Here is a 16,267-nt window from a genome sequence, read left to right on the forward strand (position 1 = left end):
AAATCACTGGTTTCCTGGCGGACGAAACATGGCAATCCGCGTTTCGTGCCTGTGCGCCATCCCACATGAACGCTGCCGGATTTCCGGGGCGAATCGGGCAGACCGCCCGCCCGCCTGGGCATGCGGCGCCTCGATACTTTTATAGGTTCTCCATGGCTCTGCAATGCGGCATCGTCGGCCTGCCGAATGTCGGTAAATCGACCCTTTTCAACGCCCTGACCAAGGCGGGCATCCCGGCGGAAAATTATCCGTTCTGCACCATCGAGCCGAACGTGGGCGTGGTGGAAGTGCCCGATCCGCGCCTGCAGAAGCTGGCGGAGATCGTGTCGCCCGAGCGCATCCTGCCGGCCACGGTGGAATTCGTCGACATCGCCGGCCTGGTTGCCGGCGCCAGCCAGGGTGAAGGCCTGGGCAACCAGTTCCTGTCGCACATCCGCGAGACGGACGCCATCGTCAACGTGGTGCGCTGCTTCGAGGATCCCAACGTGATCCACGTCGCCGGCAAGGTCGATCCCATCGCCGACATCGAGGTCATCGAGACCGAACTGGCCCTGGCGGACCTGCAGACCGCCGAAAAAGCGCTGCATCGCTACAACAAGACCGCGCGCTCCGGCGACAAGGAAGCGCAGCGGCTGGTGGCGGCGCTGGAAAAATGCATCGCCCAATTGAACCAGGCCAAGCCGGTGCGCTCGGTGGACCTGACGCAGGAAGAGCGCGCCCTGATCGCGCCGCTGTGCTTCATCACGTCCAAGCCGGCGATGTATGTGGGCAACGTCAGCGATGACGGTTTCACCAACAACCCCCTGCTGGACCGCCTGACCGAATTCGCCAAGTCGCGCAACGCACCGGTGGTGGCGATCTGCGCGGCCATCGAATCGGAAATCGTCGACCTGCCCGAAGAAGACCGCGCGGCTTTCCTGGCCGATATGGGCATGGAAGAGCCGGGCTTGAACCGGCTGATCCGGGCGGCGTTCAAGCTGCTGGGCCTGCAGACTTACTTCACCGCCGGCGTGAAGGAAGTGCGCGCGTGGACGATCCCGATAGGCGCGACGGCGCCGCAGGCTGCTGGCGTGATCCATACCGACTTCGAACGTGGGTTCATCCGCGCGCAGACGATTTCCTATGACGACTACATCGCGTGCAAGGGCGAGCAGGGCGCGAAGGAAGCGGGGAAGATGCGCGCGGAAGGCAAGGAGTATGTGGTGCAGGATGGGGACGTGATGAACTTCTTGTTCAACGTCTGATTTTGTCCAGAGTTCGACGAGGGGCCTGGAGTGGGCCGTCCGGGGAAGGGTGAGGTTTCGTCAAGCACCGTGTAGTGAGCGACCCACGCTGTGCTAGCGAGTGCCTCGAGTCCGCATGGTTACTTGCCCGAAGCCTCTGTACGACATATACTCTTAAACAACAAAACCCGCCAAGGCTATGCGCGCGAGCGTATCCTCAAACCGGCGGGTTACTTTTTGGTGCGTCCATAGCCGTGGGCCGAGTGGACACCGGTTGTGTGATGAAGCGTCCGTTTAGTAAACCAGCCACTACGTACGCCCAGCAGGTTGCCTAGCTGCGAGAGCGCGGCATGGTCATCGATGACCCGGCAGCCGCCGAGTTTTATCTGCAACACATCAATTATTACCGCTTGGGCGCGTACTGGCTGCCGTTTGAGGCAGATCACGCCACCCACATCTTTCGGCCGGGCACTAGGTTTTCACAGGTGCTGAATCTCTATGTATTCGATCGTGAATTGCGCCTGTTGGTGCTGGATGCCATCGAACGCGTCGAAGTCTCGGTGCGTAGCCAGTGGGCTTACCAGTTGGCTCATCACCACGGTCCGCATGCGCACCTGGACGTGGCTTTAGCATTCAAGCCCCATCGTTGGCAGGCGAATCTCGATAAGCTAGGGTTGGAAGTTTCACGTTCTGACGAAGCTTTTATCAAACATCTTCGCAACACTTATGTTGAAGCGATGCCACCGGTGTGGGCGGTGTGCGAAGTGATGTCGCTTGGGTTGCTATCCCGGTGGTACGACAATCTGAAACCCATGGCCACGCGCCGCGCCGTGGCTGCGGTATACGGGTTGGACGAACGCGTGCTTGAATCTTGGTTGCGGCATCTTTCCTTGGTGCGTAATACTTGCGCTCATCATGGCCGGTTGTGGAACCGCGAGTTCACCATCACGCCGCTGCTGCCGCGGAGTAAGCCGGCGGGATTGCCGGCTCAATTTCAGACGGGTTCACGGAAGGTCTACAACGCGCTGGTCATACTTCTCCACTGCATGGACGTGATCGCGCCCGCACATCACTGGCGACTCCGTCTGAGGGAGCTGATTGCGAGACATGACATTCCTGTCGCCGGCATGGGCTTCCCGGACAATTGGGACGATCTGCCAATCTGGCACGACCGAGACCCGATGCAGGCGACATAGATCAACGGTCTACCGCTACCCGCCCAATGGGTCAGGCAATACGTTGAATAGTGAGAGTATGTCGAACTACTTGGCTCGCCAGATTCCCATTATTCAGTCTGCCGAAAGCACAGCTCCCCTGCTTCGCAATACCATCACTCCGCCGGTCGCACCGGCGACCGTTGGGACAAGCGGAGCAAAGGAGCTGGACGATGGAGACTGCAACACGCGGTGCGCTGGACAGGCGCGCCTTTCTTAAGCATGCATCGGCGGCGACGAGTGCCGCGGTGATGGTGTCGCTGGTGCCGCGCATGGCGTGGGCAGCGGCGTCGGTGGTCGAGACGTCCAACGGCAAGGTCCGTGGAAGCGTCTATGCAAGCGCCTCGGGCAGCAGCGTGCATGTCTTCAAGGGCATGCGTTACGGCGACACCACGGGCGGCGAGTATCGCTTCCTGCCGCCACGGCCGCCGCGTAAGTGGAGCGGCATCCAGGACGCCACGCAATGGGGCGCTTCCTGCCCCCAAGTGGCGGAAACGCAAGACCCGTTCTACGCCTGGTACACGGCCATACAGCCCACGAACGAAGACTGCCTGTTCCTGAACGTCTTCACGCCCGGCGTGAACGACAATAAGCGCAGGCCCATCATGGTGTGGCTGCACGGCGGTTCGTGGTCGAGCTGCGCGGGGACCGCGCCGGGCTTCGACGGGACCAACCTGGCGGCCGCGCAGGATGTCGTCGTCGTGACCGTGAACCACCGCCTGAACGCCTTCGGCTATCTGTGGCTGGAGGACAAGGACGAACGTTTCGCCGATGCGGGCAGCGCCGGCGTGCTGGATATTCTGCAGGCCTTGCGCTGGGTGCGCGACAACGCCGCGGCCTTCGGCGGCGATGCGGGCAACGTCACGGTGTTCGGCCAGTCGGGCGGCGCCGCGAAGGTCATTGCCCTGATGGGAATGCCGGCGGCCCAGGGCCTGTTCCACAAGGCCATCGTGCAGAGCTGCTCCGGCGGCATGCGCATCGACAGCCCGGATGAGGCCGCGCGGCAGGCGCATGCGCTGGCATCGGCGCTGGACATGCAATCGGTGGACGGCGCGGCATTGCAGCAGGTGCCGATGGACAAGCTGGTCGCCGCGCTCAAGCGCGTCGCCGATCCCTTCCGGCCGGTGGTCGACGGGCGCAACTTCCTGCGCGATCCCTACTATCCGGACGCGCCGGCCATGTCGGCACACATTCCGCTGCTGATCGGCAATGCCAATACGGAAAGCACTTACTACCTGCAGGTCGATCCCAACAATTTTTCGCTGGGCATGGCGGACGTACAGCGCAGGCTGCAGCATTTCCTGAAGACGGATGCAGCTCGGGTCGACGCGCTGGTCGAAGCCTATCGATCGGAATACCCGGCCTACGATCCCAGCGAAATCCTGATGACGATCACGACGGACTACCTGTTCAAGCGCAACACGCTCAAGGTGGCGTCGCTGCAGGCCGCGGCGGGCCAGGCGCCGGTCTATGCCTATGTCTTCGCGCGGCAGACGCCGATACAGGGCGGGCGCATCCATACGCCGCATACCGGCGAGGTGCCGTTCATCTTCGGCACGGCCAAGGCGGCCGAGGCGCAGGTCGGTACCGGCGCGGACATCGAACCCATGACCCGACGCATAATGGCCACCTGGGCAACATTCGCCCGCACGGGCAATCCCGGCAATTCGACGCTGCCGCATTGGGCGCCATACCGAGATGGCGATCGCCAGACGATGGCGTTGAGCATGGACAGCCAGCTCCTGAAGGATCCCGGCGGCGGGTCGCGAGGCGCGCTGGAGGGGCTGCCGTACTACGAGTACAGCGTTTCGCGATCCGCCTTTGTGAAGGGGTGACTTGTGCGCGGTACGCACGTTTGCGTGGCATAGGCCTTCTGTTCGCCGCATAACATGCGGCGCATACCGCTGATTCTTCCACGTCTTTCATAATCGCCGCATGAATAGCGGCGCCTCTCTCTATATCTGGACGGCCTCCGGCTGGCCGACCTGGTGCTACAACCTTGGTGTGCTGGCGGGGGCCGTGGCCCAGGCAAACCGTACATTGGGCCTGTTGCGGTCAAAGATGGTCGACCTCGATTCGGCAACACGCAATGCGGTCAGGCTGGCGGCGTTCGCGGACGAAGTCATCAACACCAGCGAAATCGAAGGCGAACATCTGAACGTCGCCTCGGTACGCTCATCCATCGCTCGCCGGCTAGGGGTGGATATCGGCGCGCTGGCGCCCGTGGATCGCCATGTGGAAGGCATCGTGGAGATGGTGCTCGATGCCACCGGCGCCCATGATGCGCCCCTGACGGCCGAGCGCTTGTTCGCGTGGCATGCGGCGTTGTTTCCCACCGGGTACTCGGGGCTGAGCAAGATCACTACGGGCGCTTGGCGAGACGATGCGCATGGGCCGATGCAGGTGGTGTCGGGTCGCTTGGACAGGCAGCGTGTGCATTACGAGGCGCCGCCCGCGGCCCGCCTGCCGGAAGAAATGGCCGCCTTCCTCGCCTGGGTGAACAGCGCCGCCACGGCGGAGCCGCCGCTGATCCGCGCGGGACTGGGGCATCTATGGTTCGTGACGCTACACCCCTTCGATGACGGCAACGGCCGTATCGCGCGCGCGGTCGGCGATCTATTGCTGGCGCGCGCCGACGGCAGTCCGCAACGCTTCTACAGCGTGTCGGCGCAGATACAACGTGAACGCAAGGCGTACTACGACATCCTGGAGGCCACGCAGAAGGGCTCCATGGATGTGACGGCTTGGCTGTCGTGGTTTCTGGAGACGCTGTACGCGGCGGTGGCATCCGCGCATGGCACCGTGGATGCGGTGTTGCGCAAGGCCCGCTTCTGGCAGCGCCTGCCGGGCGCCAGGCTGAACGAGCGCCAGGTAAAGGTGCTCAATCGCCTTCTCGACGGCTTCGAAGGCAGGCTGACCAGCGGCAAATGGGCGAAGTTGGCGAAATGCTCGCCGGACACCGCATTGCGGGACATCAGCGAACTGGTGCAGCTTGGGGTACTGCGCCGCTCGCAGGCTGGCGGACGCAGCACCAGTTATGAACTGGCCGACGCGCCCGCGGGACCTAATCCAGCTTGACCGCGGCCGGGCCTTCGAACGGGATCCGCATGCCGTCTTCGCCAAAGAAGATATTGCCCTTGTAGACCTGCCCGATCTCGCAGACGATGCGTTCGCGCAGTCCTGGGCGGTCGAATTGCTCGGTGACGTGGGAGATCACCAGATTGCGGACGTTGGCGCCGGCGGCCATTTCGGCGAGCTCCATGTGGCCCATGGTGAACGCCTCGAAGGTCTTGCTGGGGGCCGTGCCGGACATGTAATGGCACATGTGGACGAGTACGTCGCAATCCTGCGCCAGCGCCGACAAGGCCCGGCTGGGGCCGGTGTCGCCGGAATAGACGAAGGATTGGCCGTCGGCGTCCAGGCGATAGCCGTACGACACCAGATGCGGCGCGAAGTGATTCACCGGCGCGACGCGCACCGTCCAGCCATCGCCTTGTACGGTGTCGCTGTCGCCCAACTCGTGCAGCACGGGGGCGGGACGAAGCCGCTGGCCTTCGCCGCCACGCGCGCGGTACACGTCGATGCTGCACTGATTCTCGGTGCGTGAGATCAGGTCGGGGCCGAACGCGCCGTCGTCGCCGATGAGACGTTCGGTGATGCGTTTCAGCGGCGGCGGGCCGTAGACGTGCATGTCCGGGATCTTTCCGGCGCCCTGGTCCCAGCGGGTCAGCAGCAGGCGCGGATAGTCGCCCATGTGGTCGTAATGGTGGTGGCTGAAGAAGGCGTGCGATACCGCCGTCGCGCGTATGCCGAGCTCGAGCAGGCGATGGTGCGCGCCGAAGCCGTGATCGAAGACCAGGTAATCGTCGCGTACCTTGACGACATAGCCCGAGCACATGCGGCGCAGGGAAGGGGTGGGGGTGCCGGTGCCCAGCAGCCAGAGTTCCATGGTGGTTCCTGATGTGGTTCGTTGATGCGTGATTGGTTGACGCGTGGTTCATTGAGACGGCCGCGTATGCCTGGCCCGCGAACTGGACAGCCATATGGGCCAGCCATACGGAGGCAGCCAAGCAGCCCAGCCAGGCGGGCCGGCCAGACGGCCGGCCGCGTTATTCCGCCGATATATTCAATTCCTTGATCAGCGCGTTGTACTTGGCCTGTTCGCCTTGCACGAACTCGCCGAAGGCGGCGGCGGACATGTCGCTGGTCTGGACGCCCTGCATGGCCAGGCCTTGCTGCACTTCCGGGGCGCGCAGGGCCGCGAGGATCTTGTCGTGCAGGAGTTCCTGGCGGTCGCTGGCGACGCCCTTGGGCACGAAGAAGCCGAACCATCCGGCCAGGTCCAGGCGCGGATACCCTTGCGACGCCAGCGCGGGCACGTCGGGCAGCGCCGGGCTGGGCGTGGTGGACGTGACGCCCAGCGCGTTCAGCTTGCCGCTTTTGACGAAGGGCACGGCCGGAGGCATGCCGGAAAAGTAGATATTCACCACGCCGCTGACCGTGTCGGTGACGGCCTGGCTGCCGCCCTTGTACGGGACGGCCATGATCTTGATGCCGGCGTCCTTGGCCAGCAGGGCGCCCGCGATGTCGGCCGGGCTGCCGGTGCCGGCCGTCGCGTAGGTGACGGTGCCGGGCTTGTCCTTGGCGAGCTTCACCAGGCCTTCGATATTCTCCACCGGGACGGATGGGTTGGATACCAGCAACAGGGGTGTGGACCCGGCGAGCGCGATGGGCGAGAAATCGCGCGTGACGTTGTAGCTGACGCCCTTTTGGATCACCGGGTTGATCACCATTTCGGACGTATAGGCCAGGAGCAACGTATAGCCGTCGGCCGCGGCGTTCGCGACGTAGTTGGCGCCGATCGATCCCGCCGCGCCGGCCTTGTTTTCGACGATGACGGCTTGCTTGAGATCCTGCGACAGCTGCTTGGCGACGAAACGCGCGATGACGTCGCCTGTGCCGCCCGGGCCGTAGGGGACGATGATGCGCAGGGGCTGGTCCGGATAAGCGCCGGTGCCGGCGTGCGCGGGCAGGGCGGCGCCGGCACCGGCGGCGAGGGCAAGCACGGAAATGGCCGCGAGCAGGGCGCGGCGGCGTTCTGGTCTGGAAGACAGCTGCATGAGAATTCCCCTGGGTTGTGCTAGTTATGAGATGATGATTTTCCTTTTATCTGAATCGTTATTGTCATAACTGTTTTGTTATGACCTGTCTTATGAAAAGCCCCGACTTCGCCAAGCTGCGCGTGCGCGACCTCGAATTGCTGCGGGAAATTGCCACGGTACGCTCCCTGACGGCTATCGCGGAATCGCGCGGACTGACGCAGCCGGCGTTGAGCCGCGCCCTGCACGATATCGAAGCCGCATTGGGCACGCAGGTATTTTCCCGCGATCGGGCCGCGCGCCTCGAACCCACGCCCTTGGGCAGCCTGATCCTGTCCCGCGTGGAATTAATGCTTGCCGAAGCCGACGGCCTGCGCGGCGAACTGCTGGCTTTCGAGGAAGGCAGGGGCACCCATCTGCGCCTGGGTGTCATCCCCTTCGTATCCAACCAGTTGATGCGCGAGATCCTCAAGGAATTGACGACGGGTCCCTACGCGATGTCCATCAGCACGTATGAAGCATCCACGGATCAACTGGTGTCCGCGCTGCGCCGCCAGGAGCTGGACGCCGTTCTTGGCCGCATCACGGTCGACGGCGCGACGAGCGAGCTGCATCAGGAAAAGCTGTTCACGCAGAGCGCGTCCGTGCTCGTCAACGCCAGGAGCGACCTCGCCGGGCGCAAGGCATTGAAGCTGGAGGACCTGCACCGGCATGAATGGGTGCTGCCGCCGCAGGCCAGTCCGACGCGGCTCGCGTTCGCGCAGCTCTTCGTGGCACGGGGCGCGACGCCGCCTTCCGCGCGCATCGAGACCACCTCGGCCCGCTTGATCCATACGGCGATCAGCGGCGATATCGCGGTCCTGGGGCTGCTGCCCCTGGATATCGCGATGGAACTCGAAACCTGGGGTGGGGTCAAGGCCGTGGACCTGCCGGCGCCGTTCAAAATGCCGCCGGTCGGATTGATCACGCTGGCGAAGCGGCAGCGCCTGCCCGCCGGCCGCATCCTGCGCGACGTGGTGCGCGGGGTGCTGGCGCGATCGGTCGCCTATCGGTGAGGCTTGCGGAGCATCGTGGCGTGGTGCGCTGACTCGTCGCCGATCCTGACGCTTTCCAGGAAAGCCTCTTCGAACAGCGCGAGCGTCGGATCCCGGCTGGATGCCTTGCGCCGGATCAGGCACACCTGCATGGGGACGACGTCCAGCGGCACGTCCAGTATGCGTACCAGCCCCAGCTCCTGGTGCATGGCGGCCGCGCGGCGCGGCGCCACGGTGAACAGGTTCGATTGCGCGACGATGGCCAGGTTCTGGATGTAGGTCGATGTTTCGACGACCGGTTCGGGCGGTTGCACGCCATGCCGCAGAAAGGCTTCGGCCAGGGCGCCGCGCACGGCGGAATCCGGCCGCTGCATGACCCATTCGCATCGCGCCAGGTCCTCGTAGCTGATGTCGCGCCGGCTGGCAGCGGCGTTATGCGGCCCGACCACGATGCAGATTTCCTCGCGGTAAAGGTTGACGAAGGACAACTGGCTGGAAGCCTGCGCCAGCGCGCTGCTGGCGTTGGGCAGGCGGCCGATCACGCAGTCCAGTTCGCCGGCGATCAGCATGTCCAGCAACTGGCGCGCGGTGCTTTCATGTGTGCGGATGGCGCAGCCGCCCGCTTGGCGGAAAAGATCTATCGCCCTGGGCAGGTAGGCGATGAAGGCCTGCGGGACGACGCCCACGCGCAGCAGGGCGGACCGGCCCGCCGCCACGCGGCCGATGACGGCGGAAAGTTCGTCGAATTCGTTCAGGATGGTGCGCACCCGGCCCAGCAAGGCCTGCGTCTGCGCGGTCGGCGTGACGCCCTGGCGGCTGCGCACGAAGAGCGGAAATCCGACCAGGGCCTCGAGGTCGTTGAGCATGGCCGTCGCGGCGGGCTGGCTGATGTTCAGCTGCCGGGCCGCCTTGTGGATAGTGCCTTGCTCGATCAGCGACTCGATCAACAGCAGATGGCGGAATTTCAGATGCGACAGCGCCATGGGCGAATGCGGCATGAGCGGCCCCCCTCCGTGATAGGCAAACCGTATCACGAAATCGGATATTTCGATTATGTCCTTTCACCGATGGCTGGCTAGACTGCTTTTCAGACATCAGAGGCCCGGTCAGGCCCACTCATGCAAGGGGAATAATCTTGAAAGCACAGCGCTGGAAACGTCGAGCCGCAGCGGTCGCGGCTATTGCGGCCACCTGGATCGCGGCCCCCGGGGCTGCCCAGGCCGCGTGGCCGGCGGATCAACCTATCCGCATCATCGTGCCGCAGGCGGCGGGCGGCACCAACGATACCGCCGCGCGGCTGGTGGCCGTCGAGCTGGGCAAGGCGCTGAATCAAAGCGTCGTGGTGGAAAACCGTCCCGGCGCATCGGGTGCGATCGGCATGCAGGCGGCCGTGCAGTCCAAGCCCGATGGCTATACGCTGGCCATCGCGTCCGACACCGCGACCATCCTGAACGCCGTGCGCCGCGATATGCCCTGGCAGTTCAAGCGTGACCTGACGGGCGTTTCGATGATCGCCGACCAGCCCATCGTCGTCGCGGCATCCGCGCGCAGCCCGTACAGATCGCTGGCCGACCTGCTGGAAGCCGCCAAGGCCAAACCTGGCGCCATCGCCTTCGGCACGTCCGGCCTGGGCACATCGCAACAGGTTGCCGGCGAGTGGCTGGCACGCGAGGCCGGGGTGCAGATGACGCACGTACCCTACAAGGGCGGCGGCCAGGCGATCACCGACCTGGTGGGCAATCAAGTGCCCGCCGCGGTGCTCGGCCTGGCGCCGGTCATCGGGCAATACCGGTCGGGCAATGTGCGCATCCTGGCGCTGACTTCGGAGAACCGGAGTGCCGAACTGCCGGACGTGCCGACGCTGCGCGAGCTCGGCTACAAGGACATCGTGCTGACGCAATGGGTGGGCCTGGTCGCGCCCAAGCGCACGCCGCCCGAGGTCGTGCAACGCCTTTCCGACGAAGTGACCCGGATCCTGGCCAAGCCGGAGATCGTCCACAAGCTGAAGGAAAGCGGCCTGGACGTGCGGCCCATGCCGGCGGCGCAGTTCGACGTTTTCCTGGCGCGCACCGTGGATCAATGGCAGCACCTGATATCGACGCTGTCGCTGCGGCTGGAATAGCGGTAAGCGACGAAGCAAACACCGACGACGCGAAAAACGACGCGGAAAACACCGGCGAAGCAGACGCGGAATGCCGGCACATCATCGAGGCAGCACACACGTGAAGCAGACACAGCAGGGCACGCAACGACCCAACATCATCCTGATCCTGGCCGACAACCTGGGCTGGGGCGAGCTGGGCTGCTACGGCGGCGGGGCGTTGCGCGGCGCGCCCACGCCGCGTATCGATGAACTGGCGGCGCAAGGCACCCGCTTCCTGAACTTCAACGTCGAAAGCGACTGCGTGCCGACGCGATCCGCGCTGATGACGGGGCGCCATCCCATCCGCACGGGCGCGCTGCAGTCGGTGCCGGCCGGCCTGCCGCAGGGACTCATCCCCTGGGAACGCACCATGGCCGAAATCATGTCCGACGCCGGCTATGCGACCGCGATGTACGGCAAATGGCATCTGGGGGACAAAGAGGGCCGCTATCCCAAGGACAAGGGCTTCGACGAGTGGTACGGCATTCCGCGCACCACGAACGAAAGCATGTTCATGGAGGCCGTCGGCTTCGATCCCGCCGTGGTCGAGCTACCCTGCGTCATGGAAGGCCGCAGAGGACAGCCCGCCGAAAAGCGTGAGGTCTACGACCTGGAGATGCGCCGGCGCATCGATGAAGAACTGACACGCCGCAGTTGCGAATTCATTACCCGCAACGCAGGCAAGCAGCCGTATTTCCTGTACGTCCCGCTGACGCAGCTGCATTTCCCCACCATCCCGCATCGCGATTTCGAAGGGCGCACGAAGAAGGGCGAGTTCGCCGACTCGCTGGTCGAAATGGACGCCCGCGTGGGGCAGATCCTGGACCAGGTGAAGGCGACCGGGACGGAGGACGATACGGTCTTCATCTTCGCCAGCGACAACGGTCCGGAGTACCGGCGGCCCTGGCGCGGCAGCGCCGGTATGTGGACCGGCACCTATCACACGGCGATGGAAGGCGCGCTGCGCGTGCCGCTGATCGTGCGCTGGCCCGGCCGGGTGCCGGCGGGCCGCGTGACCAATGAAATGGTCCATGTGGTCGACCTGTTCCCGACGCTGGCGCGTATCGCCGGCGCGGACGTGCCGACGGATCGGGTGGTGGACGGCGTGGATCAACTGGATTTCCTGTTGGGCGAAAAGGAGCAATCCAACCGCGAGGGTTTCGTCTACTACATCAAGAGCGAAATGCGCGCCGCCAAGTGGCGCGATTGGAAAATGCACTTCGTGTGGGAAGTCGAGCCCAACGCCGGGCCCAACCATCTGGAGACGCCCTATGTCTTCAACATCGTGCAGGATCCCAAGGAAGAGAGCGACGTCAACACGACGCAGGGCTGGGTGCGCGGGCCCATACGCCGGATGATCCTGGCGTTCCAGCAGTCGCTGTCCGCCAATCCGCCGATTCCGCCGGGCGCACCCGACGATTTCGTGCCGCCACCCTTGCGTGGCAAGGGCCGCGGCTGACCATGCCGCCGGCGCCCGGACGCGTGTCGACGTCGCCGCGACGCCGGCCCCCACGCGCTATGCCTACGCGACCTGCCGCATCGCCAGCCGGCGCCGCGTCGCCAGGGCCATCATGGCGATGACCAGCGGCGGGAAGGCGATCCAGCACACCATGTCCCAGCCGTAGTTCGCCAGCACGCCACCCGACGAGAACGAGCCCAGGACCATGGTGCCGAACACCAGGAAGTCATTGAAGGCCTGGACCTTGTTGCGCTCTTCCGGACGATGGCATTCCAGCACCAGCGCGGAAGCGCCCACGAAGCCGAAGTTCCAGCCCAGCCCGAGCAGGATCAGCGAGGTCCAGAAATGGCCCACCGTCAGCCCCGCCAGCCCGGCCACGGCGGCCGCGCCCGTCAGGATCAATCCGGCCATGACCACGCGGCCGGCGCCGAAGCGACCGATCAGCCGGCCCGTGAAAAAGCTGGGGCCGTACATGGCGATCACGTGCCACTGCAAGCCCAGGTTGGAGGCCTCCTGCGGCAGGCCGCATAGCCGCATGGCCAGCGGCGCGGAGGTCATCAGGAAATTCATCAGGGTATAGCTGATGACGCCGCAGACGACCGCGACGATGAAGGCAGGCTGGCGGACGATCTGCCCCAGGGGCCGGCCGGCGGCGTTTTCCGCGGCGCTGGGAATCGGCAGCTTGACGCCCATCAGGATGGCCGCGCTGAGCAGCGCCACGGCGGCCTGGGCAAGATAGGTCGCCGCGAACATGTGGGGCGGCCAGACGTACATGGTGTAGGTCACCAGCTGCGGTCCCAGCACGCCGGCCACGACCCCGGCGGCCATGACGGTGGACAGCGCTCGCGCGCGCTGCGGCGCCGGCACGCATTCGGCGGCGGCGAAGCGGAAGGTCAGCACCACCGCCGCGTACGCGCCGCCGAACAGCATGGCGAAGCAGAAGAGCCAGAAACTGCCGAGCATGATGGCCAGGGCGCTGAGCAAGCCGACCAGCACGCCGCATCCCGTGCCGGCCTGGAATGCCGCGCGCCGCCCGTAGCGCTGGGCGATCGCGCCCGCCGGCAGCGTGGACAGCGCCATGCCGACGACGAAGATGGAAATCGGCATGGTGGCCAGCGATTTCTCTGGCGCGAGCGTGTTGCCGATGATCGCGGCCGTCGCATAGACGACGGTGGTATTGGCGCCGGCCAGCGCCTGCGCGACGGCGAGCCGCGCCAGATTGCCTTGGAATAATGTGCTGCCCACAGCGATAGTCCCCACCTTGGCTTCAGGCGGGACGATACCTTATTTCTGTTTCTTATATGGTTATGACCCTGATCGATTTGGGGCCGCTGCCGCGTCGCTGGCGGTGGTCCCGGCCGTGTCCACATCGCCGCCGCCGACGGACTTGTACACCGCGATCAGGCGCATGAAGAGCTGGTGATTGCTATCGGACAGGTCGCGCCGCGACTGTATCCACGTGCGTTCGGCATCCAGTTCGACCAGGAAGTCGGTCAGGCCGCGGGCGTAGCGCGCACGCGCCAGGTCATAGGCTTCGCGGCTGGCGGCTTCCTTGGCGCGCAGGCTGGCGTTGCGGCCGCGTTCAGCGTCGTAGCCCGTCAAGGCGTCGTCGATCTCGCGCCATGCCTTCAGGACGGTCTGCTGGTAGTCGACGGCGGCTTCCTGCTGGGCCAGCTGGCGCAGCACCACGGTGGCGCGGCGGCGTCCCTGGTCGAAGATCGGCAGCGACAGCGACGGGCCGATGCTCCAGGCCCGCGTGCCCCATTCGCCGAAGCGGCTGCCTTCATAGGACTCATAGCCAAAGCTCGCGCCCAGGGTGATGCGCGGATAGAGATCGGCCACGGCGACGCCGATGTCCGCGGTAGCGCCATGCAGCCGGGCTTCGGCGGCGCGTATGTCGGGGCGTCGCAGGGCGACCTGGGAGGGCAGGCCCAGCGACAGGTCGGGCAGGCGCGCGGGCAGGGCCGCCAGCGGCGTGGCGGGCCGGGCAGCCAGGGTCTGGGTCAGTTCGCCGGGGCGCGCGTCCACCAGCAGGCCGATCTGGTTCATCAAGGAGGCTGCCTGCGCGTTCAACGGCGGCATGCGCGCCTCCAGGTCGGCCAGCAGGCCGCGCTGGCGGCTGACGTCCAGTTCGTCGATCAGGCCGCCGCGTGCGCGCGCCTGCAGCAGCGACAGGCTGTCGCGGGCGGCCGCCACGTCCTGGTTCAACAGATCGAGCTGCTGCTGCGTCAGCCGCAGTTCGAAGTAGTCGCGCGCCAGTTCGCTGGCCACGGCCAGGCGCACGTCATCCAGCAGCGCGGCCGCGTTGTTCACGTCGGCATCGGCCGACTCGATGGAGCGTCCCACGCGGCCCCACAGATCCAGTTCCCAGGATGCGTCGAAGCCACCCTGGTAAAGGGTGAAGGGCGAACTCAGCATGGATACCAGCTCTTCGCGGTTGGCGGGCGCGACGGCGTTGGCCAGCCGCGTGCCGGCGGAATACTCGCTCTGGCGCTGGCGCGTGACGGCGCCGGTGGCGTCCAGGGTGGGCCCGCGCTGCGCGGCGACGGTCACCCGCCGCATGCGGCTCTGCGCGAAGCGCAGGGCGGCGGTGCGCAGGTCGGGGCTGGCTTGCGCGGCACGGGCTTGGAGCGCGTCCAGCGTCGCGTCGTCGAAAAGCGTCCACCACTGCGCGGGCACGGGCGCGGTACTGGGCGTTGCAGCCGGTGAGGCGCCCGGCGTTGCACCCGGCGTTGCAGCCGGCGTTGAACCCGGCACGGCGGCGGTCGATGGCGCGGTGCCCATGTCGGCGGAGCGCTGTCCGCTGCGCCAGTCCTGCCAGGACGCGGGCGCCGCGGCGGTCGGCGGCGAGTAATCGGGCCCGACCGCGCAGCCCGCCAGCAGGGCGGCGGTGCAGGCGGATGCAAGCAGCAGACGCATCGGAGACGAGGGCATTGGAGATAAGGTGGAATAGGCGGGCATGGCGCGGCTCTTCATGCAAGGCGGTGGCGGAACAGCCAGGCCGCCAGCGGCAAGGTAACGGCGGAGATGCCGACGAAAGGCACCAGATCGTGCCAGACGTCGGCCAGGCCGGCGCCCTCCAGGTACACGCTGCGCACCAGATCCACCGCGAAGCGCAGGGGGTTGGCGTACGTGGCGATCTGGAGCGCTTCCGGCATGTTGCGCACCGGCGTGGTCAGCCCGGACAACAACACCAGCGGCATCAACAGGACGAAGTTGTAGAGCATGGCCTGCTGCATCGTCGTGGACACCGCCGAGATCGACAGGCCGACGCCGACGATGGCGATCGTGAACATCAAGGTGCCGCCGAGCAGCACGGCCAGGCTGCCCGCCATCGGAATGTGGAACCAGAACAGCGCGATCGCCAGCACGATGGACGACTGCAGCACGCCGATGGCGATGGACGGCAGCGCCTTGCCGAACATGATGGTGATGGGGCGGTAGGGCGTGACCAGCAACTGGTCGAACGTGCCCTGTTCCCGCTCGCGGGCCACCGACAGCGCGGCCAGGGTCATCGTCTGCAGCATGCTCAGCGAGGCGATCAGCCCCGGCATGATGCTCCAGCGGGTTTCCAGGTTGGGGTTGTACCAGGCCCGCATGTCCACATCGACCGGCGGGGGCGCGGCACCCGGCCGGCTGGCGTTGTAGGCGGTGACGATATCGCGGATCTGGCCGGCCGCCGTGCCCGCCGTGGTCGAGTTGCGGCCATCCAGGATGACCTGCAGGGGCGCCTGGCCGCCGGCGGCCAGCGTGCGTTCGAAGTCGTCGCCGAAATGCAGCACCAGCAATGCCTTGCCGGCGTCGATCACTGGCGCGATCTCTTCCGCCGAACGCAAGGTCGCGACGCGCTCGAAGACGCCCGTGCCGTCCAGCCGCGCCAGCAGTTCCGTCGAGGCCTGCCCGCGCGACTGGTCCAGCACGGCATAGGGAACGTGGGTCAGGTCGAAGGTGGCGGCGTAGCCGAACAGCAGGCTTTGCAGGATCACCGGCACGATCAGGACCACCCGGCTGGCGGGGTCCTTGAGGATCGCCAGGAATTCCTTCAGGCACAGATTGCCCAGCGGACGAAGATAAGCGATCAAGGCATTCATGATG

General features: G+C 65.7%; 13 protein-coding genes. 7 read left to right on the top strand and 6 right to left on the bottom strand.

Features of this window, described 5'->3' with window-relative positions; genetic code table 11:
• Positions 1-152: 152 nt before the first annotated feature.
• From ychF to CAL26_RS02155, 4 genes are all read left to right on the top strand, one after another.
• Positions 153-1,244 carry a redox-regulated ATPase YchF gene (ychF, locus tag CAL26_RS02140; RefSeq protein WP_086063093.1) on the top strand — a complete coding sequence of 364 codons (1,092 nt, stop codon included), beginning with the start codon at positions 153-155 and terminating at the stop codon, positions 1,242-1,244.
• A 329-nt stretch (positions 1,245-1,573) separates the two neighbouring features.
• The gene (locus CAL26_RS02145; RefSeq protein ID WP_218831495.1) at positions 1,574-2,419 is read left to right on the top strand and encodes an Abi family protein; all 846 of its coding nucleotides are present in this window, start codon (positions 1,574-1,576) and stop codon (positions 2,417-2,419) included.
• A 191-nt stretch (positions 2,420-2,610) separates the two neighbouring features.
• Positions 2,611-4,272 carry a carboxylesterase/lipase family protein gene (locus tag CAL26_RS02150; protein WP_094845279.1) on the top strand — a complete coding sequence of 554 codons (1,662 nt, stop codon included), beginning with the start codon at positions 2,611-2,613 and terminating at the stop codon, positions 4,270-4,272.
• Positions 4,273-4,372: 100 nt separating this feature from the next.
• Positions 4,373-5,515 (top strand): Fic family protein, encoded by a 1,143-nt coding sequence (locus CAL26_RS02155; RefSeq protein WP_094845280.1) that lies wholly within the window; start codon positions 4,373-4,375, stop codon positions 5,513-5,515.
• Here CAL26_RS02155 and CAL26_RS02160 read toward each other — a convergent pair.
• Positions 5,502-6,386 (bottom strand): MBL fold metallo-hydrolase, encoded by an 885-nt coding sequence (locus CAL26_RS02160; protein ID WP_094845281.1) that lies wholly within the window; start codon positions 6,384-6,386, stop codon positions 5,502-5,504. The two genes, CAL26_RS02155 and CAL26_RS02160, sit on opposite strands and share 14 nt — an antisense overlap.
• A gap of 160 nt (positions 6,387-6,546) precedes the next feature.
• On the bottom strand, positions 6,547-7,557 hold the full coding sequence (locus tag CAL26_RS02165; protein ID WP_094845282.1) for a Bug family tripartite tricarboxylate transporter substrate binding protein: 1,011 nt from the start codon (positions 7,555-7,557) through the stop codon (positions 6,547-6,549).
• A 92-nt stretch (positions 7,558-7,649) separates the two neighbouring features.
• Here CAL26_RS02165 and CAL26_RS02170 point away from each other — a divergent pair, with 92 nt between their 5' ends.
• Positions 7,650-8,591 (top strand): LysR family transcriptional regulator, encoded by a 942-nt coding sequence (locus tag CAL26_RS02170; protein ID WP_256987882.1) that lies wholly within the window; start codon positions 7,650-7,652, stop codon positions 8,589-8,591.
• Here the strand turns inward: CAL26_RS02170 and CAL26_RS02175 are convergent.
• A complete protein-coding gene (locus tag CAL26_RS02175) occupies positions 8,582-9,568 on the bottom strand; it encodes a LysR family transcriptional regulator (RefSeq protein WP_094845284.1) in 987 nt (328 codons plus the stop codon). The two genes, CAL26_RS02170 and CAL26_RS02175, sit on opposite strands and share 10 nt — an antisense overlap.
• A 137-nt stretch (positions 9,569-9,705) precedes the next feature.
• Between CAL26_RS02175 and CAL26_RS02180 the strand changes: the two genes are divergently transcribed.
• Positions 9,706-10,692: a tripartite tricarboxylate transporter substrate binding protein gene (locus tag CAL26_RS02180; RefSeq protein WP_256987883.1), complete on the top strand. Its 987-nt coding sequence runs from the start codon at positions 9,706-9,708 to the stop codon at positions 10,690-10,692.
• Positions 10,693-10,792: 100 nt separating this feature from the next.
• Positions 10,793-12,172 (top strand): arylsulfatase, encoded by a 1,380-nt coding sequence (locus CAL26_RS02185; protein ID WP_256987884.1) that lies wholly within the window; start codon positions 10,793-10,795, stop codon positions 12,170-12,172.
• A gap of 63 nt (positions 12,173-12,235) precedes the next feature.
• Here the strand turns inward: CAL26_RS02185 and CAL26_RS02190 are convergent, their stop codons facing one another.
• From CAL26_RS02190 to CAL26_RS02200, 3 genes are read right to left on the bottom strand one after another with little or no spacing between them, the layout of a single operon-like run.
• Complete coding sequence (locus CAL26_RS02190; RefSeq protein WP_256987885.1) at positions 12,236-13,432, bottom strand: MFS transporter; 1,197 nt, start codon at positions 13,430-13,432, stop codon at positions 12,236-12,238.
• Between the two features lie 45 nt (positions 13,433-13,477).
• Complete coding sequence (locus tag CAL26_RS02195; protein ID WP_094845287.1) at positions 13,478-15,091, bottom strand: efflux transporter outer membrane subunit; 1,614 nt, start codon at positions 15,089-15,091, stop codon at positions 13,478-13,480.
• 53 nt (positions 15,092-15,144) lie between these two features.
• Positions 15,145-16,266, bottom strand: coding sequence for an ABC transporter permease (locus tag CAL26_RS02200; RefSeq protein WP_373454444.1), 1,122 nt, complete (start codon positions 16,264-16,266; stop codon positions 15,145-15,147).
• Between the last annotated feature and the right edge of the window lies 1 nt (position 16,267).

Origin of the sequence: Bordetella genomosp. 9 (genome assembly GCF_002261425.1) — a bacterium.
GTDB lineage: Bacteria > Pseudomonadota > Gammaproteobacteria > Burkholderiales > Burkholderiaceae_B > Bordetella_C.